Here is an 18,572-nt window from a genome sequence, read left to right on the forward strand (position 1 = left end):
ACCGGACCGACCCGCCGAGGTTCGGAGGCTCGTGGTCCGCTGTTCACTTATCCGTCACCGGGGCGCATGATGGGGGTATGGCCTCTACCCGCGCCGGATCCCGCCCGCACCTTCCCAACAGCCCGTTCAACGCATCCCGCCGTACCCCTGACGCCGAACCGATCCCCGTGGGAGCCCAGCTCTGCCACGACCGGCACGGCCTCGGCCGCGTGATCGCGCTGGACGGCGCCGCGTCGGTCATCGTGGACTTCGGCAACGGCGAGCGCCGCCGTGTCTCCATCGACAGCCCCCGCATCGAGCGCCTCTGACGCTCAGCCCCGCAGCTTCTCGAGCCTCGCCCGGAGCGCCTCGGCGCGCCGGGCGTTGCCGTGCAAGGAGACGTACCGGTCGCCGAACACCTCGAGCAGCGCGTCGTCGAGCCGGCGGACCGCACCGGGCGGGTACCGGTAGCCCATGCGTTCGCTGAGGTCCTCGCTGTCGACGTCGCCGAGCACCTCGCCCAGCTCCTGCAGCGACGCCACGCCCAGCTCGAGGAGGAGCCCGGAGACCCAGGCGTAGTGGTCGGTGCGCGACCACCCGGCGCCCGGGAAGCGACCGGCCAGGAACGCCGCGAGGTCCTGGGCGCTGATCCGCGGGTCGGCCGCGTCGCTCCCGGGCTCGTGGCCCGTCATGCTCTCCTGCAGGCGGTCCCGGATCGCGGAGAACTCCCGGTCCGCGAGGTCGAGCAGCCCGGCCGCGAGCGTGAACCGCCGGTCGAGGTCGGGGGCGTACTCCGCCGGCACCGTGCCTTTGTAGCGGATGTCGTGCTCGAACTCCGCCCAGGCGTGCTGCAGCACCGTGCGCACCTGCACCGACGCGATGCGCCCCGCGAGGTCGCCGTACCCGGTGTCGCGCGCGTGCGCGTCGTCGAGCTGGACGAGCACGTGCCGGCTGGCGTAGCCGAACCGCCCCTCCTGCGCCGTCTCCAGTCCCATGTCACGGTCCACGAGCACGGTGAGCTGGTCGGCGAGCAGCTCGACGACCGCCTGGACGTCGCTGACCAGGTACGCGATCACCCGCACCCCCACCTGGTCCGTGATCTGGTGCAGCGGGTCGCTGTAGACGGGCCGTCCGCCGGCCGTGCGTGAGGCCTTCTCGGCGAAGGACTCGACGGACTTGGCGCGCCCCGAGACGGTGAGGTAGTTGATGCCCGCCTCGTCCAGCAGGGACGTGACGAGGGCGACGTACCGCTCGGTGGTCCGCTCGAGAGCCGGGCGCTGGGCCGCGTACGTCTGCACCGCCTCGCGGACGGGGTCGGCCGCTGGCACCGGCGCCGCCTCCGGAGCGGCGGCCTCCGGCGTCGCGGCCCCCGGCGTCACGGCCCCCGGCGTCGCGGCCGGCGGTGGAGCGGCGTCCGGTGCGGCGCCGGCCTCGGACGGCCGTTGCGCCCGTGGGGCCGGCACGTGCCCCTCGGGCAGGGTGGGCGTGACGATGTAGCCGGTGGCCAGGTCGCCGTAGGTGGTGGTGCGCTCCGGGTGGGCCTCGGCGAACCGGGCGACGTACGCGCACACCACGGCGTCGATCTGGTCCTCGGCCCGGCGCAGGTCGCTCTTGCGGCCCGCCTCCCGGACGTCGGCGACGAGCCTGCGCCAGCCGTCGTGGCCGGTGACGACCATGGGCGTCTCCGCCTCGGCGAGGCCCTCGAGGTGTCCGACGAGCTCCAGGAGCGCCTCGCGCAGCTCCGGCAGGGTCCGCCCCGGCTTCTGCTTGTACTTCAGGGTCCGGCCGAGACGGAACAGCGCGATCGTCGCCGGGTGGGGGTAGACCTCGATCGCCCTGCGGGGGCGGCGGGAGGCGGGGTTGATGTCCAGGCCAAGCGCCTTGGCCAGGCGTGCGCCGCGCGGCGTGCCCGCGAACTCCGGCCTGCCCGTGTTGGCCGGGTGAGCGCCGGCGTCGAAGCGGGCGAAGTCCCGGTTGAGCGCCGCCTCGCACGGCCGGTTGCCCGTCTCGTTGACGACGACGAGCGGGGCGTCGATCGCCACCAGGACCGGCCCCTGCCGGTAGGGCGAGAGCGCGGCGAGGATGGACTCGTCGGTGTCCTGCGCCGAGAGGTGGACCAGGCGTCCGCCGTCGTCAAGGACGGCGAGGCCGGTGGGGCGGACCTCGCCCCAGGCGAGGTCGATGCCGACGTAGTGCATGGGGACACTCTGCCCTGCCGCGCCCACGGACGACCGCGGCGCCCTCCCCGGCCCGGCGCGCCGGGCAGGCACGCCCGAGCCGGAAGGAGGGGCCGCCGTCGTCCCTACAGGTGCCGCTCGTCGGGGCCGTTGTAGGCGCTGAGCGGGCGGATCAGCGCGTTGGACGCGAGCTGCTCCATGATGTGCGCGGTCCAGCCGGTGATGCGGGCGGCGACGAACAGCGGCGTGAACGTCGCCGTGTCGAAGCCCATGAGGTGGTACGCGGGACCGGAGGGGTAGTCCAGGTTGGGCCGGATGTTCTTCCGCTCGACCATTGCGGCCTCGAGTCGGTCGTAGAGCTCGGCCAGGTCGGGGCGGTCGTAGTGCGCGACGAGGGTGTCCAGCGCCGCCTTCATCGTGGGCACCCGCGAGTCGCCGCGCTTGTAGACGCGGTGCCCGAAGCCCATGATCTTGCGCTTCTCGGCCAGCGCCTGCTCGAGCCACCCCTCCGCGTTCTCGGCGGTGCCGATCTCCTCGAAGACGTGCATGACGGCCTCGTTCGCGCCGCCGTGCAGCGGGCCCTTGAGCGCCCCGATCGCGCCGACGACGGCGGAGTAGAGGTCCGAGAGCGTCGAGGTGATCACCCGGGCGGTGAAGGTGGAGGCGTTGAAGGAGTGCTCGGCGTAGAGGATGAGCGAGACCCGGAAGGCGTCGACGACGACGTCCGCGGGCACCTCCCCGAACGTCATGTACAGGAAGTTCTCGACGTAGCCCAGGTCGTTCCGGGGCTCGACGAGCTCCTGCCCGCGCCGGCGCCGCTGGTCGTAGGCCACGACCGCGGGGATCTGGGAGAGCAGCCGTACCGACTTGGCGTAGCTGGACTCCGGCGAGGCGTCGTCGGCGGCGGGGTCGGTGGCCCCGATGACCGAGACGGCGGTGCGCAGCACGTCCATCGGGTGCGCGGTGGTGGGGACGAGGTCGACGGCGGCCCGGACCTCCGGGGCGAGCGCCCGCTGGGAGCGGCCCGCCTCCTCCATCTCGCTCAGCTGCTCCGGCGTGGGCAGCTCGCCGTGCCACAGCAGGTAGGCGACCTCCTCGAAGGTGCACCGGGCGGCGAGCTCCTGGACGGGGTAGCCGCGGTACAGCAGGGAGTTGGTCTCGGGGTTGACCTTGGAGATGGCGGTGGTGTCGGCGACGACGCCGACGAGGCCCTTGCGGATCTCGGGCTCGGTCTGGGTCTGGCTCATGTCTCGCTCCTTCGCGAACATCTGGCGGCAGATCTGGGGCTGGGTCAGTCGGTGCGGACGGTGAAGTTGTAGATGCCGGTGTCGAAGTGGTTGTAGGCCTCGTAGTCGAGAAGCTCGTACAGGCGGGAGCGGTGCTGCATGCTGGCCAGCTCCGAGGTCAGCGTCCCCTCGCGCCGGATGGTGTCCAGGCCGCGTTCGGCGGCGCCCATCGCCAGGCGCAGCAGCGAGACCGGGAAGATGACGATCGAGACGCCGGCATCCCTCAGCTGGTCGGTGGTGAACAGCTCGGACTTGCCGAACTCGGTCATGTTCGCCAGCACGGGGACCTCGACGGCGCTGGCGATCGCCTCGAACTCGGCGAGGTCGCGCATGGCCTCGGGGAAGATCGCGTCCGCACCGGCGTCCACCAGGGCCCTGGCCCGGTCGGCGGCGGCGTCGAAACCGTCGACGCCGCGGACGTCGGTGCGGGCCATGACGAGCAGGTTGGGGTCGCGGCGGGCGTCGACGGCGGCGCGGACGCGCTTGGCGGCGGTGTCGACGTCGACCACCTGCTTGCCGTCGAGGTGACCGCACCGCTTGGGGTTGACCTGGTCCTCGATGTGCAGGCCCGCGACGCCGGCGTCCTCGAGGGACTGGACGGTACGGGCGACGTTCATCGGCTCGCCGAACCCGGTGTCCGCGTCCACCAGCGCCGGCAGGTCGGTCATGCGGGCGATCTGCTGGGACCGGCCCGCCACCTCGGTCAGGGTCGTCAGCCCGATGTCGGGCAGCCCCAGGTCGGCGGAGAGCACCGCGCCGGAGATGTAGACGCCGTCGAAGCCCTTCTCCTGGATCAGCTTCGCCGAGAGGGGGTTGAACGCGCCGGGGAAGAGCAGCGTCTCGTCGGTGGCGAGCCGCTCGCGCAGCCGCGCCCGCTTCTCGGCCGCGTTCGTCGTGCAGTACAGCATCAGAAGATCCCCTCCGGGACGGTGACGGCGTCGAGGTAGCCGTCGGGGGCGGTCACGGTCAGCTCGCCCAGCTCCGCGGCGGAGAGCTCGGGCAGGCGCTGGGCGACGTCGAGGAACCGCTCGACCTCGGCCTCGTCCAGGACGCCCTCGGCCAGGGTGCGGAACTTCGCCACGTACTGCTCGCGGGCGAAGGGCCGGGCCCCCAGGGGGTGGGCGTCGGCGACGGCGATCTCCTCCACGATGCGTCCGCCGTCGGCCATGGTGATCTCGAGCCGGCCGCCGAAGGCCTTCTCGGCCGGGTCGCTCGAGTGGTACCGCCGGGTCCACTCCGGGTCCTCCGCCGTCGTGACCTTGCGCCACAGCTCGACCGTGTCGGGGCGCCCGGCCCGCTCCGGGGCGTACGAGCGCACGTGGTGCCAGGCCCCGTCCTGCAGCGCGACGGCGACGATGTACGGGATCGAGTGGTCGAGCGTCTCGCGCGAGGCGGTGGGGTCGTACTTCTGCGGGTCGTTGGCGCCCGAGCCGATGACGTAGTGGGTGTGGTGGGAGGTGTGCAGCACGATCGAGGTGACGTTGTCCGGGTCGCGCAGGAACGGGTACTGGGTCCCGATCCGGCGGGCCAGGTCGATGAGCGCCTGCGCCTGGTACTCCGCGGAGTGCTCCTTGGTGTAGGTGTCCAGGATCGCCGTGCGGGGCTCGCCGGGGCCGGGCAGGACGACGTCGTAGGCGGCGTCCGGGCCGTCGAGCAGCCACGCGACGACGCCGTCCTCGCCCTCGTAGATCGGCGTCGGGGAGGTCTGGCCCCGCATGGCGCGGTCCACGGCCTCGACCGCGACCTTGCCGGCGAAGGCCGGGGCGTAGGCCTTCCAGGTGGAGATCTCGCCCTTGCGGGACTGCCGGGTGGCGGTCGTGGTGTGCAGGGCCTGCCCGATCGCGTGGAAGATCGTCTCGGCGTCCAGGCCCAGGAGCGTCCCGATGCCCGCGGCCGCCGAAGGGCCGAGATGGGCGACGTGGTCGATCTTGTGCTTGTGCAGGCTGATCGCCCTGACGAGGTCGACCTGGATCTCGTAGCCGGTGACGATGCCGCGCACCAGCTCCTTCCCGGTCAGGCCGCGCCGCTCGGCGAGGTGCTGCGCGACGGCGAGTATCGGTGGGATGTTGTCGGCCGGGTGGGAGTAGTCCGCGGCGAGGAAGGTGTCGTGGTAGTCCAGCTCGCGCACCGCCACCCCGTTGGCCCAGGCCGCCCACTCGGGGCTGACCCGGGTGGTGAGCGGGGTGCCGAAGACCGTGGCGCCCGGGCTGTACGGGTGCGCCAGCGCCTGGGCGCGGGCCGCCGCCGGCGGGGTGCGCACCAGCGACGCGGTGGCCACGGCCGCGTTGTCGATGACGCGGTTGACCACCATGTCGGTGACCGCCTCGGTGACCTCCACCGGGTCGGTGGCGAGCTCGGCGAGCTTCCAGGCGAGCTGCTCCTCGCGGGGCAGGTTGTCGGCGCTGGGGTGGACGCGGAGATGGTGGGTGTTCACCGGGTGGCTCCAGGAGTGTGGGTGGGTGCGGGGTCGGACGCCCGGCCGTCGTCGGCCAGGCTGGTGAGGATGGTGTCCAGGGACGTGCGCAGGTGCACGGCGGTGGCGTGGGCGGCGAGGGTCTCGTCCCGCTCGGCGACGGCGCGCGCGATGAGCGCGTGCTCGGCCGCGGCACGGGCGAGGCGCTCGGGGTTGTCGTGGGAGAGCCGCCGGGCGCGGGCGGTGTGGGTGCGCAGGGTGGTCAGCGCGCGCAGGAGGTACGGGCTGGCGGCGGCCTCGTCGAGGGCCGCGTCGAGCTCGGCGACGAGCGCGTAGTAGGCCTCCCGCTCCCCCACGAGCCCCCCGGCGCGGGCGAAGCGCTCGGCGAGGGCGCCGAAGACCTCCCGGGTGCCGCGGCGGGCCGCGAGCCGCGCCTGCTGCACCTCGAGGGCCTCACGCAGCTCGAAGAGATGGACGAGGTCGGGGGCGCTGAGGGCCGAGACGACGAGCGTACGGCCCTTGCCGACGACGGCGAGCCCGTCCGAGACAAGCCGGCCGAAGGCCTCGCGCAGCGGCGTCCGGGAGACCCCGAGACGCTCGGCCTGCTCGACCTCGCTGAGCACGGCGCCCGGCTGCAGGCGCCAGGAGACGATCTCCTCCCGCAGGGAGGCGTAGACCCTCTCGCTGGCGCGCACGTCGGCAGCCTACCCCGCAGACCTGCTCCTTGTATACAAACTCCGGGCGGTTTTGCCCCGAGCAGGCGGGATCGTGCCTGGTTGTGCACATCCCGGTGCGGGCGTCACGGGAGATAGAGGCCCGCCCCCACGAGCACCGCCCACACCAGGACGCACCCGAGCACGAACCGGTCCGCGAGCGCGACCTCCGGCGCCTCCCCCGCCCCCGCGGAGGCCAGCAGGCTGTAGCGCAGGAGCGCCGCGAGGAACGGGACGAGCGAGACGGCGATCAGCGGTTCGAAGATGTCCGTGCCGGCGTGCTGGAAGGCCCAGGCGGCGTAGGCCATGACCGTCCCGGTCAGCGCCATAGTGGTGATCTGTGTGAGCCAGCTGTCGGGATAGCTGGCCAGGACGGCGCGCCCGGCCGCGCCGGCGCGACGCTGCTCGGCCGACCTCTTGGCCGCGACGAGGAAGAGCGACCCGAACAGCACGACGAGCAGGAACCAGTCCGACACCGCCAGCCCCGCCGCCACGGCGCCGGCGAGCGCGCGCACGATGAAGCCCGCCGTGACCACGAGGACGTCGACCACGGGCACGCGCTTGAGCCACCTGCTGTAGGCCAGGCTGAGCGCGAGGTAGAGGGCGACGGTCGCGGCCGGTCCGGCGCCGAGCGGCACGGCGAGCAGGACCGAGACCACGCCCGCCGCCAGGCCGGCCCGCAGGGCCGTGACGGGCCGCAGGGCCCCCGACGCGACGGGGCGGAGCGACTTCGTCGGGTGCGTCCGGTCGATCTCGACGTCGAGGGCGTCGTTGACGAGGTAGGTGGCGGCGGAGGCGAGGACCAGCACCGCGGCGATCGCCGCGGCAGGGAGCAGGACCGCAGGGTCCGTCAGCCGCCCCGCCGCGGCAGGAGCGGCGAGGACGACGGCGTTCTTCACCCACTGCCGGGGCCGGGCCGTGCGCAGCAGCGCCGCGGGCAGTCGGACGCGGGCCGGCGCCGCGCCGGCCGTGACCTTGGCGAGAGCGGTCATCGCGGCACCTGCGTCACGTAGAAGAAGTCGCGCTGGTCGGGGACGAGGTACTTCGACGTGCTGGAGGGCAGGTCCGGCAGGAGCATCCGCGGCCGCGCGGCGGCGCCGGTGCCGTACCAGCCCGTGAAGCTGACGTGGGGCGAGTGGATGTCCAGCTCCATGCCGCGCTGGACCCCCGCCTCGACCAGCGCCTGGGCGAGCGTCTGCAGCGTCAGGTCGTTGCCGGCGACGTAGATCAGGTCACCGTGCGCGTCGTTGCCCAGACCCGAGCGCCACGTGTACTGGAACTGGTTGTTCGGCGAGCCCCACGAACCCTGGTAGTTGCGGGCGAGACCCGGCACCGGGGCTCCGCCGTCGACGATGAGGCGCAGGTTCTGCCGGACGGCGCGCACGTGGGGGGTCATGGTGACGTCGCGCCCCCACTGCCCGACCGTGACCCGGCCGTGGTCGTCGATGACGGCGGACGCGAGGCCGGGGGTGAGCGTCGGGGCACCCGCGCCGTCGATGTAGAACCCGCCGGGGGCGTCCATGGTGCGCCAGCCGGAGTTGAAGGTCGCGACCAGGTCGGGGACGTCGGAGGACGGCACCGCGGCGGCGCCCACCCGGGCCCCCTGCGGCTCCCTGGTCCCGGCGACGAGGTGGACCGCGGTGCGCCCGGGGACGAACCGGGCCACGCCGGCGACGACTCCGGGATGCTGCGCGTCGGGCCTGATGAAGGTGGTGAACAGGGCGGGCCGCCCGGTGCGGTCCGTGCGACCGGCCTGCCACGCTCCCTCGCCCGGCAGGGCCGGGTGCCCCGCGAGCACCGGCAGCGGGGCCGGCGCCCCGGCCGGCGTCGACGTCGGGGGCGGCGGCACCGCCGACGGCCCGGTCGGGACCAGGGGCGCGTGGGGGGACAGGGGCACCGACGGGGAGAACTGCCCGTCCGGGGTGAGCGGGCCGAAGGGGGCGCGGTTCAGCGGTGCCGACGGCGCCGCCCCCGTGACGGACGGCAGCGGCGGCGTCCCGCCCGGGCCGATCACCCGCGGCGGGGCGTGACGGCTGTAGACCCAGTTCTCGATCGCGTTGACGGCGCCCCGGCCGCCGTGGTCCGCCAGCCACTCGATCGTGCGCACCTCGACCGTGGCACTGCCCGGGTACGTCAGGGCCCGGGCGTAGGAGACGCCGGGCACGATCATGAGGAGTGCGAGGACGAGAACCACCCACCTGAGAAGGTGTCGCCGCCGTGCTGGGCGCGCTGTCGTCCGCCGGTCCGTGCTCGTGGTCATCGCCGGTCTCCTCCCCTCCTGGGCGCGGCGCCTGGTCGCACCGTCCCCCCGTCACGCACGCTCCGCCGGTCGAGCCGGCGCCACACCGGCCCCGGCACGAGCCGGAGCGCGGCCGTGAGGGGCCCGAGCACCGCCGGGACCCAGACGACGTCACGGTCGAGACCGGCCAGGACGGCCCGGGCGACGTCGTCGGCGTCGACGGCGAACGGGGCCGGGGCCCGGCCGGCGGTCATCCGCGTGCGGACGAAGCCGGGCCGGACGACGACCACGCGGACCCCGCTGCCGCGCAACCTGTCCCGCAGGGCGGTGAAGAAGGCGTCGAGGCCCGCCTTGGTCGCGCCGTACACGGCGTTGGAGGCCCGCGGGCGCACCGCCGCGACGGAGGAGAGCACCACGAGCACGCCGTGGCCCTGCCGGCGCATGAGGTCGGCGAGGAGAAGTCCGGCGGCCACCGCCGAGCCCAGGTTGACGGCGACGACGTCCGCCGCGTCCGCGGGCCTGCGCCCGAGCGCGCCCTCGTCCGGCAGCACGCCGTGGGCGATCACGGCGAGGTCGACCTCATGGCCGGCCAGCGCCGTCCGGAGAGCCGCGACGAGGCCCTCGCTGTCCGCGGCGTCCACGTCGACCGGCTCCACCCGGGCCCCGTACCCCTCCAGCCGGCGCACGGCGGCGTCCCGTCGGGCGCTGGGGCGGGCGGCGAGGACGACGTCGCACGCGCGGCTCTCCAGCAGCCTCCCGAGGAAGGCCTGGGCGATCTCGGAGCTGCCGCCGAGCGCCAGGACGGTGCCGGGCTGGCCGAGAACGTTCAGCACGGCCCGGCCCCCGCTCCGCGCAGCCCGAGCCGGCGGTCCAGGTCCGAGGTCATGACTCCGTCGGGGTCCAGCCGGGCCGCCTCGGCGCGCCAGCGGTCGAGGCCGGGGTACATCCGGCGCAGCAGGTCCGGCCGCAGCCGCGAGTCCTTGACGAGGGAGGTCCGCCCGCCCGCCGCGGCGACGGCCTGGTCGAGGTCGTCGAGGGTGCGGGCCAGCCGCACGGCCCCGGGACCGGCGGGCGGCACGGCGACGTCCAGGGCGAGCGTCCAGCCGGGCAGCGGGAAGGAGAGCGTCCCGGCCTCATGCCCGGCAGGAGGTGCGCCGAGCCGTTTGAGGACGGCCAGAGCGGGAGGGTGCCCGGCGTCCTGGAGGGCGCGCAGCGCCAGGGCGAGCACCCCCTCCTGCCCGGGCGGCACGGCGAGCTGGTGCTGGAGGAACCCCCGCCGGCCGTACAGGGCCGGCCAGCCGGGGAGTGCGTCGAGCGGGAAGAGGGAGCGTCGCAGCTCGACGAGCCGCGGTCTGCCGCCGTGGGCGCGGGCCGCGGCGAACCGGGCGGCGTTGGCGACCCGCACGGCCGACGCGGACAGGAGCAGCGGGGATCGCGGCCGCCGCCGTGCGGGGCGCCCGGTTCCCGGAGCCGTCGCCGCCCGCGGCGCGGGGCGGCGGGCCCGGGCCGCCGCGCGGCCCACCGCCCGCGCCCCCGCGCGACCGGTCGCACTCGCTTCCCCGGTCGGCCCGCCCACGGGGACGGCGGTGGTGACCACGCCGCGCCCCAGCGCCGGGCCGCCCGAGTGACCGTCGAGCCAGGCGACGGCGGACCCGGCGTCGTTCCTGCCGAGCTCTTCGACGACCCGGTCGAGGGTCGGCTCCGCACGGTCGGCCGAGCGCACCCAGCCACCGGTCCGCTCCAGACGGAGCCGGACGCGGAGGACCACCCCCGTGAGCCCGAGACCGCCCACGGTCGCCCAGAAGGGTCCCGGGCTCCCGTCGGGGGTGAGTGTGCGGACCCCGCCCGCCGGGGAGACCAGCACGAGGGACTCGATGTGCGCGCCGATCGAGGACCGGGCGGGGTGGTTCTTGCCGTGGACGTCGGCGGCCACGGCGCCGCCGACCGTCACCCGGCCCGTGCCCGGGAGCACGGGCAGCGTCCAGCCGGCGGGGAGGGTCACCGCCAGGACGTCGGCGAGCGTGGCCCCGGCACCGACGTCCACGGTCCCGCTCCCGCCGTCGACCTCGCCGACGTCACGGAGGGCACCTGTCAGGGCCACCGTCCCGCCGCTGTTCAGCGCCGCGTCGCCGTAGCTGGCCCCCGCGCCGCGCACCGTGACCCCGCGCCCGTCCGCCCGCTCGAGCAGCCTCAGCCACTCCGCCTCGCCGGCCGGGCGCACCACCTCGGACGGCGCGGCGAGGGAACGGGTGAAGTTGCTGAGCGCGACGGCCATGTCGGCCTCCTGGGTGCGGTGCGACGCTGCGCCCAGTGTGTGCCCGGGTGCTGGGAGCGACCTGGGAGGAGCGCGAGCCCCGGCCGGGAGCGCCGCGCCGTCAGCCGCCGAGCCCGGCGACGAGGTTGATGGTCGCGGCGATGACGACGACACCGAGCAGGTACGAGAGCAGCGCATGCGTGAGCACCACGGCGCGCATCCGTCCCGAGCGCAGCTGGGTGTCGCTCACCTGGAACGTCATCCCCACGGTGAACGCCAGGTACGCGAAGTCGGTGTAGCGGGGCTGCTCGGTGTCGCCGAAGTCCACGGGACGCCCGCCCCCCGCCCAGTACAGGTGCGCGTAGCGCGTGGTGTAGGACGTGTGGACCACCGCCCACGACAGCGCGACGGCGAGCACGCTGAACGCGGCCTGTGCGCTCGCCGAGCCGGCACCGGGACCGCGTGCCAGGAGAAGGGCGACCGCACCCAGGCTGGCCACGGCCGCTGTGAGCACGACGACGTGCGCGACCGTCCGGCCGGCGTCCTCCCGGGCGGCGTGGGCGGCCGTCGCCGGGCCGTCCAGCGGCGCGAGCGTGAGCCACATCCAGAGCGTGTGGACGGCGGCGGCGACGATCCAGCCGGCGAGCGGCCCCACCCGCCAGCCGGCGAGCGCGCCGGCGACGACGCCGCCTGCGGCACCGAGGCCCCCGGCGACGACGACGCGGGTGGCCGCCGAGGGGCCGAGCCTCTCCCGCTCAGTGGTCCGCATCGCTCCTCCTCATCGGGTCACCAGCCGGCCGAGCAGCGGGATCTCGGCCAGTCCCTCCGCCCCGGCCATGGCGACGCCCTGCGCCGCCACGAGGTCGATCGCGCCGAGCGCGGCGTACCGCGGGACCCAGCGCGGTGCGTACTTCTCGTCGAACTGCCGCAGCGACTCGATCTGCGCCCGGCCGGACATCCAGAGCAGGCCCCGGTGCCCCGCCCGGTCGACCGCGCCGCCGGGTCGCTCCTCCAGCCCGCGCCGGAGCACGACGAAGTTGAGGCCGACCGCCCCGGCGCCGTGGTCCCGCGCATGAAGGATCGTCTCGACGACGAGGAAGTCCATGACGCCGTTCGGCAACCCGTCCGCGCGGCTGCGCCGCATGACGTCGAGGGACCAGCCCGGCAGGTGCGGGGCGGGCACCCACTGGGCGAACGCCACCGGCAGCCCGTGCGGGTCGCGGACCACGCTGACGAGCACGTCCGCGTCGTCGGGGTCGAGCAGCCGCGACAAGGTCATCGAGAAGCCGCGCTCCGCGTCGCCCATCCGCCCCTGCCGGGCGATCACCTCCAGCTGCTCCCGCGTGGCGGCGTCGACCTCCCCCGGGTGGTGGAAGGTGGCGGTGAAGCCGGCGGAGGCCACCCGCCGGTGCGCGCGGCGCACGCTCTTCATCCCGTGCCCCTCGAGGGTGAACGTGGCGCAGTCCACCACCGCCTCGTCCCCCAGGTACACGGGCCGCAGGCCGGCCGACTCGTACAGGGGCAACCAGTCCTCGGCGGCCCCCAGCACGGCGACGGACCAGCCCTGGCGCTCGGTGTGGGCGACGAACTCCGCCCAGCACTCCGCCCGCTCCTCGACGGGGCCGATGGGGTCCGGCGAGACCAGGCACACCCCGCCCCGCACGGCGTGGGCGACGATGCTGCGGCCGGTGAAGAACCACTGCTTGTCGTCCCGCAGGGCGAAGTAGTCCAGGCTGCCGCCCCCGTACCTGGTGACGACGTCCCGCGCCCGCTCGCGCTCGCGCCGGTGCGCCGCTCCGGTCAGCTTCTCCGGCTCCCGCGGCGTCAGCAGGATCCACGCCGTCGCAGCGAGGAGGGCGACGGCGACCGCCGCGAGCACCTGCGCGAAGGACCGGGGCAGCAGCAGGGTGCCCTCGCCGGGCCCCTCCACGACGGCGAGCGAGGCGGCGACGACCACGAGCGCCCCGACCGTCCCCAGGACCGCCGCCCGGCTGGCCGCCGCGCGTGGGGGCAGCACGGTGAACGCGCCGTGCTGCCTGGCCAGCCACGCCGCGCCCGCCCCGGCCGCGAGCGCCTCCTCGACGTCGATGCCCTTGAACAGGTGCAGGACGACGGAGGCGACCAGCAGCAGCTCCGCGCTCACCCACGCGAGCCGGTGACCGCGCCGCAGCCCACGAGCGGTGAGGACGAGCCCGACCGAGACGAACACGAGCGTGAGCACCGCCGTCCCCGGCACGGCGACCGGGAGCACCTCGAGCAGCATCTCCAGGCGCCCCCGCAACGGCGGGGACAGCGCCGAGACGAGGCCGAGCAGTCCGAGGCCGGCGGCCGCGCGCGCCGCCCAGCGCCGGGCCCGCTCGCGCCGCGCCCACCCGGCCCACGGCTGCGCGTCGCGGCGTGTGCGCAGGAGCGCCGGCGCCGTCATCGCGGCCCGTGCCCGAGGTGCTGGCCGGCGAAAGCGAGGCCGTAGGGCAGGCCGGCGGCGGTCTCGCTCCACGTGTGGTGCTGGCCCGGCTCCACCCGGAAGAGCACGTCCTGCCCCCGGGCGCGCAGCGCGTCGGCCAGCGCGCGCACCTGGGCCACGTCCGGGCCCGTCGCCCCACCGACGTCGAGGAACACGCTGACGGGCACGGTGAAGCGCATCGTCGGGATGTACACCGAGGGGCTGTTGGCCCGGAAGCGGGCCTGGTCGCCACCGAGGAGGGTGTACGCGGTGCCGGGGCCGGGGTCGCCGTAGGGCTCGAACGCGAGGATCGTCGCGAAGAGGTCCGTGTGGTGCAGGCCGACGTTCAGGGCCCCGTACCCGCCCGAGGAGATGCCGCCGAGCACCCTGTCCGCCCGGTCCGGCAGCGTCCGGTAGTGGCTGTCGACGTACGGGACGACGACGTGGGTGTAGTACGTCTCGACCTGCGGCCCGCCGACGACGTCGAGGCTCTCCGTGTCCCCGACCAGCCCGGCACCGGTGTTCATGGCGACGACGATCGCGGGAGGCATGCGCCCGGCCTTCGTCAGGGCGTCGAGCGTCTCGGCGAGACGGCCCGCACGGAACCAGTCCGCGGGAGCTCCGGGTGACCCGGTGATGAGGTACAGGACGGGGTAGCGCCGGTGCGGCGAGGAGCTGTATCCCGCCGGGGTCCAGATGTCCGTCTCGCCGTGCCCCATGCGCAGGGCCGGCGCGTCGATCTGCACCGAGGTCAGCTGCCCGCCGGCCGTCGCGCCCGGCGTCAGCGTGACAGCCTGCGCGAGCGCCTGCGCCGTCGGCAGGTACCCGGCGTAGGCGTTGACGTACCCGGCCGCGGCGAGGACAAGGACGGCGAGCACCGCGGCGGCCCGCACGGTGAAGCGCCCCGTCCCGAGCGGCCGGATGCCACCGGCCCGGCGCGTCCGGAGGTAGAGCGCCCCTGCCAGCGCGACGGCGAGCAGCACCAGCACGGTGCCGACGAGCGGCGTCGTCAGCAGCCCGTGCTGGTGCGCCAGCCGGTCGAGCAGTCCTGACGACGCCTTCATCAGCCCTCCCGCGTCGGCTCCCTACCCCGTCAGGATGCGCAACCGTGCTGGGAGGAGGCTGGGAGCCACCCGATCGATCTGGCGGACGGTGCCCGCTGCCGCTGCTCAGCGTTCCGGGGGGCCCGGCGGGCGCCGCGGCGGCGTTGGATCCTGCGGCCTCGGCCGGCCGCCGGCTGCTGCTGGGCCCGGACCGGGACCGGGCCTCGGCGAAGGGGCAGCAGAGACGTACGGCGCCGGGACGGGCCGGTCGCGGGCGGCGCCGCGCGCGGCGGCGACGATGAGCGCCCCCGCCCCCGCGAGGGCCACCAGGCCGATGACCAGGGCCGCCACCGCCGCCCAGGGCAGCCACGGCAGCGTGGCGCCGATGTCGACCCGGGCGTCGATGCCCGGGGCGGCGTCGGGCGACATGACCACGAGCGCCCAGCGTCCGCTGGTCAGCTCGTCCAGCTCGACGTTCTGCGTCCCGGGCCCGGCCGCCTCCTCGCGCCAGAAGTCCTGCTGCGTGGGCGGCTGCGCGGGGGCTCCGCCGTCGTGCTCGACGCTCCACCGCGGGGAGTCACCGACCTCGTGGTAGTGCACCCCCTCGAGGTAGCGGCGTGCCTCGAAGGCCGGCGCGACGCCGACGAAGATCTCCCCACCGTCGAGGGACTCGGCCCGCACCCGCACGTCGCCGATGAAGCGGCTCGGCCAGTCGACCGGCATGCCGACGGTGTTGACCTCGGCGTCGCCGAGCAGCACGGCGTACCCCGCGCTGCTCACGTGCTGGCCGGGGCTGGTGACGTAGCCGTCGTCGCGGGCGACGACGTGGAGGAACCCCAGGGTCAGGCCGGTGCCGAGGGCGCCGAGCCCGAGCATGGCCAGCAGGACCCCGAGCAGCACGGCGACGTCGCGCCGCCGCCCCAGGCCGTCCCCGGGCTCCCTGGTGCTGGACCACCAGGACTCCCGGGCGCTGGACCACCCGGCCCCCTGGGCGCAGGACCACCCGGGCTCCCGGGCGCTGGATCGGGGCCCCCCTGCAGCTCCGGCGTGCGAGGCATGGTTCCTCCTCGGCCCCTCGCTCCGGCGTCGTTGCCGGAGTCTTCATCGTGCGCCCGGGCGGGCACGCTGACAAGGGACCGAGGACCCGCGCTCGTGAGCTCGTGACGACTCGAGGAGCTCGTGACGACTCGGCGAGCTTGTGACCACTCGGGGAGCTCGTGACGACTCGGCGAGCTTGTGACGACTCGGCGAGCCCGGGGGCGGTCACAGGACGACGGCGGTGGCCACGACGAGGTAGATCGCCACGGTCAGGACGTCCTGGATCACCGTGGCGAGCGGCCCCGACCCGAAGGCGGGGTCCTTCCCCAGCCGGTGGATGAGCCAGGGCAGCGCGAGAGCGATGACCGACGCGATCGAGGACGCTGCCAGCAGGGCCAGCGCGACGGCCACCGCCACGTCGGCGCGGCCCCACAACGCCCACACCATCGGCAGCGCCAGCCCGCCGAGGAGCGCACCGAGCAGCACGCCGGTGATCACCTCGCGCACCGCGATGCGGCGCACCCCGATGCCCAGGGAGAGGCCCCGGATCACCAGCGCCTCGGTCTGGGTGCCCACGGCATCGGCCATGTAGACCACGCCCGGGACGAAGTAGGCGATCAGCACCTCGGCCGCGAGATGCTCCTCGAACCGTCCGACGATCACCGCGGCCAGCAGCGCCCCCGCCAGGCCCAGCAGCAGCCACGGCAGGCGGTGGTAGAGGCGGCGCAGCACCGGCTCGACCGTGGCAGAGCGCGCGGACGCCGACGAGCCGGTGAAGCCGCCGAGGCGCGCCATGTCCTCGTCGTGCTCCTCGAGGAGGACCCCGAGAAGCGTGGGGGCGGGCACGAGCCCGGCGAACCGGCCGGCCTCGTCGACGACGGCGAGGGTCGGCTCCGCGTGCTGGACGGCGAGCCAGGCGGCCCTCTCCTGGGCGGTCGAGGGCGCGACGACGGGCGGGGCGTCGTCCATGATCTCCCCCACCGGCGTCGTGGCCGGCGCGCCGAGCAGCCGTTCGAGGGTGACCAGCCCGCGGAGCCGGTCGCCGTCCAGGACGGCGACGACGGCGGCGCTGTCGTAGCGGCGCCCGCGCATCGCCTCCAGCACCGCCCCGGCGGCGTCCTCGGGCGCCGCGACCGGGACGTTGCGCGAGGCGTGCCGGGCGGCGGTCCGCAGCTCGTCCGTGAGCTCGGTCCCGGCGTCGGCCGTCCGGGGAGTCTCGCGCACCTCGCGGACCCCGCTCATCCGACCGTCGCGGCCACCTTCCGCGTCAGCGCGGCGCCCCACTCGCGGGCCCGGTCCCGCTCGCCGTCACGCAGGGGACCTTCCGCCTCCTCGACGACGAACCCCTCAGGATCGGCGACCATCTCGAACCCGTGCTTGCCCAGGGCGCGGGCCACCCCGTGCGAGGCACCGCCGGCCAGCGCGGACGGCAGGCGGGTGTCGAACGCCGCCGCGCGCTGCCCGGTGCCCGCGGCGGGCAGGCCGACGAGCCACTCGCGCACGCCGTCGTCGATCTCGCCGCCCGTGCCGACCTCCTGGGGGTGCGCCCGGCCGCGCGACCAGGGCCGGCTCATGCCGAGCATGTGGGTGGGCGCGCCGACGACGAGGAGATCGGCGCCGTCCACCTGCTGCGCCGTCGCCTCCTCGACCCCGACGACGGTCGCGTCCGCGCCGGCCTCACGGGCGCCGTCGGCGACGGCCGAGGCGATCTCCCGGGTCTGGCCGTAGTGCGTCTCGTACACCACAACGACATCCATGGCTTCTCCACCTCCGAGCGGGACGCCGTCGTCCCGACGTTCCCATGGTGCGCGGTCGACCGCCGGCGCACCAGGGGCCAAGGGCCCGCCGTCGGGTGAACACCCGCTCACCCGGTCACGGCACGAGCACCGCCGCGCCCTCGTAGGCGTCCGCCGCCAGGTCGGCGAGCGTGGCGGCCGCCTCGGCCAGCGGCCGGGCCAGGACGGTGGGGCGCAGGTCCATCCGGGCGGCGATCCGCAGGAACTCCTCGCCGTCCGCCCGCGTGTTCGCCGTGACGCTGCGGACCTCCTTCTCGTAGAAGAGCTCCCGCTCGTACACCAGCGGCGGCACGTCGCTGAGGTGGATGCCGGCGATGACGAGCACGCCGCCGCGGTCGAGGGCGCGCAGCGCGGTGGGGACGAGGTGCCCGACCGGGGCGAAGAGGATCGCGGCGTCGAGCGGCTCGGGCGGCACGGCGTCGGCCGGTCCGGCGGAGGCGGCCCCGAGGGCGAGCGCGAGCTCCCGGGCGCGTTCGGACCGGGTGAGCACGTGGACGGTGGCCCCCTGCCGGACCGCGACCTGGGCCACGAGGTGGGCGGAGGCCCCGAACCCGTAGATGCCCAGGCGACCGCCGGGCGGCAGCGTCGCCCGCCGGAGCGCGCGGTACCCGACGATGCCGGAGCACAGCAGCGGTGCGGCAGCGGTCGCAGGCAGCGTCTCGGGGAGGCGGTAGGCGAAGCGCTCGTCGACGAGCGTGGCGCCGGCGAACCCGCCGTCGGCGTCCCAGCCGGTGAACCGGGCCCGCGGGCAGAGGTTCTCCCGCCCCGTCCGGCACCAGCGGCAGGCGCCACAGGTGCCGCGCAGCCACGCCACGCCCACCCGGTCCCCCACGGAGAGCCGCTCGCACCCCGGCCCGACGGCGTCCACCCGGCCGACCACCTCGTGGCCGGGCACCGTGCGCGGGCGCCGGGGCGCGAGGTCGCCCTCGGCGAGGTGGAGGTCGGTGCGGCAGACGCCGCACGCCTCGACCGTCAGCCGTACCTCCCCGGGCCCGGGCACTGGCTCCGGGATCTCGGTCCACCGCAGCGGCCCGCCCGCGACCGGCCCCGGACGTTCTACCACCCACGCCCGCATGGCTACCTCCCGCCCCCAGCGTCGCACCGCCCGGCGCGGGCCACCAGGAGTTCGCGCGCGGCAACGCGTGCGGCCCTCGGCGCGGGGCGGGTGTGCAGGACGCGAGGCGCCCGTCC

Annotated in this window: 17 protein-coding genes; 1 reads left to right on the forward strand and 16 read right to left on the reverse strand. The window is 75.3% G+C overall.

Annotated elements, in window-relative coordinates:
• The first annotated feature begins 77 nt into the window (after positions 1-77).
• A complete protein-coding gene (locus ATJ97_RS19470) occupies positions 78-308 on the forward strand; it encodes a hypothetical protein (RefSeq protein WP_143426964.1) in 231 nt (76 codons plus the stop codon).
• 3 nt (positions 309-311) lie between these two features.
• Here the strand turns inward: ATJ97_RS19470 and ATJ97_RS09015 are convergent, their stop codons facing one another.
• The 16 genes from ATJ97_RS09015 to ATJ97_RS09095 all read right to left on the reverse strand — a co-directional run bounded on the left by ATJ97_RS09015 (position 312) and on the right by ATJ97_RS09095 (position 18,456).
• Positions 312-2,177 (reverse strand): DUF429 domain-containing protein, encoded by a 1,866-nt coding sequence (locus ATJ97_RS09015; RefSeq protein ID WP_098483465.1) that lies wholly within the window; start codon positions 2,175-2,177, stop codon positions 312-314.
• Between the two features lie 104 nt (positions 2,178-2,281).
• Positions 2,282-3,403: a bifunctional 2-methylcitrate synthase/citrate synthase gene (locus tag ATJ97_RS09020; RefSeq protein WP_098483466.1), complete on the reverse strand. Its 1,122-nt coding sequence runs from the start codon at positions 3,401-3,403 to the stop codon at positions 2,282-2,284.
• Between the two features lie 44 nt (positions 3,404-3,447).
• The gene (gene prpB, locus ATJ97_RS09025; RefSeq protein ID WP_098483467.1) at positions 3,448-4,350 is read right to left on the reverse strand and encodes a methylisocitrate lyase; all 903 of its coding nucleotides are present in this window, start codon (positions 4,348-4,350) and stop codon (positions 3,448-3,450) included.
• Positions 4,350-5,876, reverse strand: coding sequence for an MmgE/PrpD family protein (locus ATJ97_RS09030; RefSeq protein ID WP_098483468.1), 1,527 nt, complete (start codon positions 5,874-5,876; stop codon positions 4,350-4,352). Before ATJ97_RS09030 ends, prpB begins: the two co-directional genes overlap by 1 nt.
• Positions 5,873-6,550 carry a GntR family transcriptional regulator gene (locus ATJ97_RS09035; RefSeq protein ID WP_098483469.1) on the reverse strand — a complete coding sequence of 226 codons (678 nt, stop codon included), beginning with the start codon at positions 6,548-6,550 and terminating at the stop codon, positions 5,873-5,875. The genes ATJ97_RS09030 and ATJ97_RS09035 overlap by 4 nt, the downstream gene beginning before the upstream one ends.
• Positions 6,551-6,654: 104 nt before the next feature.
• A complete protein-coding gene (locus ATJ97_RS09040) occupies positions 6,655-7,560 on the reverse strand; it encodes a decaprenyl-phosphate phosphoribosyltransferase (protein WP_098483470.1) in 906 nt (301 codons plus the stop codon).
• Complete coding sequence (locus ATJ97_RS09045; protein ID WP_143426966.1) at positions 7,557-8,828, reverse strand: hypothetical protein; 1,272 nt, start codon at positions 8,826-8,828, stop codon at positions 7,557-7,559. The genes ATJ97_RS09040 and ATJ97_RS09045 overlap by 4 nt, the downstream gene beginning before the upstream one ends.
• The gene (gene dprE2 / locus ATJ97_RS09050; RefSeq protein ID WP_098483472.1) at positions 8,825-9,640 is read right to left on the reverse strand and encodes a decaprenylphospho-beta-D-erythro-pentofuranosid-2-ulose 2-reductase; all 816 of its coding nucleotides are present in this window, start codon (positions 9,638-9,640) and stop codon (positions 8,825-8,827) included. The genes ATJ97_RS09045 and dprE2 overlap by 4 nt, the downstream gene beginning before the upstream one ends.
• Positions 9,634-11,082 carry an FAD-binding oxidoreductase gene (locus ATJ97_RS20550; RefSeq protein ID WP_170037324.1) on the reverse strand — a complete coding sequence of 483 codons (1,449 nt, stop codon included), beginning with the start codon at positions 11,080-11,082 and terminating at the stop codon, positions 9,634-9,636. Before ATJ97_RS20550 ends, dprE2 begins: the two co-directional genes overlap by 7 nt.
• A 100-nt stretch (positions 11,083-11,182) precedes the next feature.
• Positions 11,183-11,830 carry a DUF1345 domain-containing protein gene (locus ATJ97_RS09060; RefSeq protein ID WP_098483474.1) on the reverse strand — a complete coding sequence of 216 codons (648 nt, stop codon included), beginning with the start codon at positions 11,828-11,830 and terminating at the stop codon, positions 11,183-11,185.
• 9 nt (positions 11,831-11,839) lie between these two features.
• Positions 11,840-13,486, reverse strand: coding sequence for a bifunctional lysylphosphatidylglycerol flippase/synthetase MprF (locus ATJ97_RS09065; RefSeq protein WP_098483475.1), 1,647 nt, complete (start codon positions 13,484-13,486; stop codon positions 11,840-11,842).
• On the reverse strand, positions 13,483-14,568 hold the full coding sequence (locus ATJ97_RS09070; protein WP_098483476.1) for an alpha/beta hydrolase: 1,086 nt from the start codon (positions 14,566-14,568) through the stop codon (positions 13,483-13,485). The genes ATJ97_RS09065 and ATJ97_RS09070 overlap by 4 nt, the downstream gene beginning before the upstream one ends.
• A gap of 105 nt (positions 14,569-14,673) precedes the next feature.
• On the reverse strand, positions 14,674-15,447 hold the full coding sequence (locus ATJ97_RS09075) for a hypothetical protein (RefSeq protein WP_098483477.1): 774 nt from the start codon (positions 15,445-15,447) through the stop codon (positions 14,674-14,676).
• A gap of 363 nt (positions 15,448-15,810) precedes the next feature.
• Positions 15,811-16,827, reverse strand: a complete 1,017-nt coding sequence (locus tag ATJ97_RS09085) for a magnesium transporter (protein ID WP_098483479.1) — start codon at positions 16,825-16,827, stop codon at positions 15,811-15,813.
• Complete coding sequence (locus ATJ97_RS09090; RefSeq protein ID WP_098483480.1) at positions 16,824-17,342, reverse strand: flavodoxin family protein; 519 nt, start codon at positions 17,340-17,342, stop codon at positions 16,824-16,826. Before ATJ97_RS09090 ends, ATJ97_RS09085 begins: the two co-directional genes overlap by 4 nt.
• Positions 17,343-17,457: 115 nt before the next feature.
• Entirely contained in the window at positions 17,458-18,456 is a 999-nt protein-coding gene (locus ATJ97_RS09095; protein WP_098483481.1) for a zinc-dependent alcohol dehydrogenase family protein, read from the reverse strand.
• Positions 18,457-18,572 lie beyond the last annotated feature (116 nt).

Origin of the sequence: Georgenia soli, assembly GCF_002563695.1 — a bacterium.
In the GTDB taxonomy this organism is placed as follows: Bacteria; Actinomycetota; Actinomycetes; order Actinomycetales; family Actinomycetaceae; genus Georgenia; species Georgenia soli.

Coding starts and splice junctions, on each gene's coding strand:
- ATJ97_RS19470 (WP_143426964.1), top strand. CDS start 78: ATGGCCTCTACCCGCGCCGGATCCCGCCCGCACCTTCCCAACAGCCCG.
- ATJ97_RS09015 (WP_098483465.1), bottom strand. CDS start 2,177: ATGCACTACGTCGGCATCGACCTCGCCTGGGGCGAGGTCCGCCCCACC.
- ATJ97_RS09020 (WP_098483466.1), bottom strand. CDS start 3,403: ATGAGCCAGACCCAGACCGAGCCCGAGATCCGCAAGGGCCTCGTCGGC.
- prpB (WP_098483467.1), bottom strand. CDS start 4,350: ATGCTGTACTGCACGACGAACGCGGCCGAGAAGCGGGCGCGGCTGCGC.
- ATJ97_RS09040 (WP_098483470.1), bottom strand. CDS start 7,560: ATGACCGCTCTCGCCAAGGTCACGGCCGGCGCGGCGCCGGCCCGCGTC.
- ATJ97_RS09045 (WP_143426966.1), bottom strand. CDS start 8,828: ATGACCACGAGCACGGACCGGCGGACGACAGCGCGCCCAGCACGGCGG.
- ATJ97_RS20550 (WP_170037324.1), bottom strand. CDS start 11,082: ATGGCCGTCGCGCTCAGCAACTTCACCCGTTCCCTCGCCGCGCCGTCC.
- ATJ97_RS09060 (WP_098483474.1), bottom strand. CDS start 11,830: ATGCGGACCACTGAGCGGGAGAGGCTCGGCCCCTCGGCGGCCACCCGC.
- ATJ97_RS09065 (WP_098483475.1), bottom strand. CDS start 13,486: ATGACGGCGCCGGCGCTCCTGCGCACACGCCGCGACGCGCAGCCGTGG.
- ATJ97_RS09070 (WP_098483476.1), bottom strand. CDS start 14,568: ATGAAGGCGTCGTCAGGACTGCTCGACCGGCTGGCGCACCAGCACGGG.
- ATJ97_RS09085 (WP_098483479.1), bottom strand. CDS start 16,827: ATGAGCGGGGTCCGCGAGGTGCGCGAGACTCCCCGGACGGCCGACGCC.
- ATJ97_RS09090 (WP_098483480.1), bottom strand. CDS start 17,342: ATGGATGTCGTTGTGGTGTACGAGACGCACTACGGCCAGACCCGGGAG.
- ATJ97_RS09095 (WP_098483481.1), bottom strand. CDS start 18,456: ATGCGGGCGTGGGTGGTAGAACGTCCGGGGCCGGTCGCGGGCGGGCCG.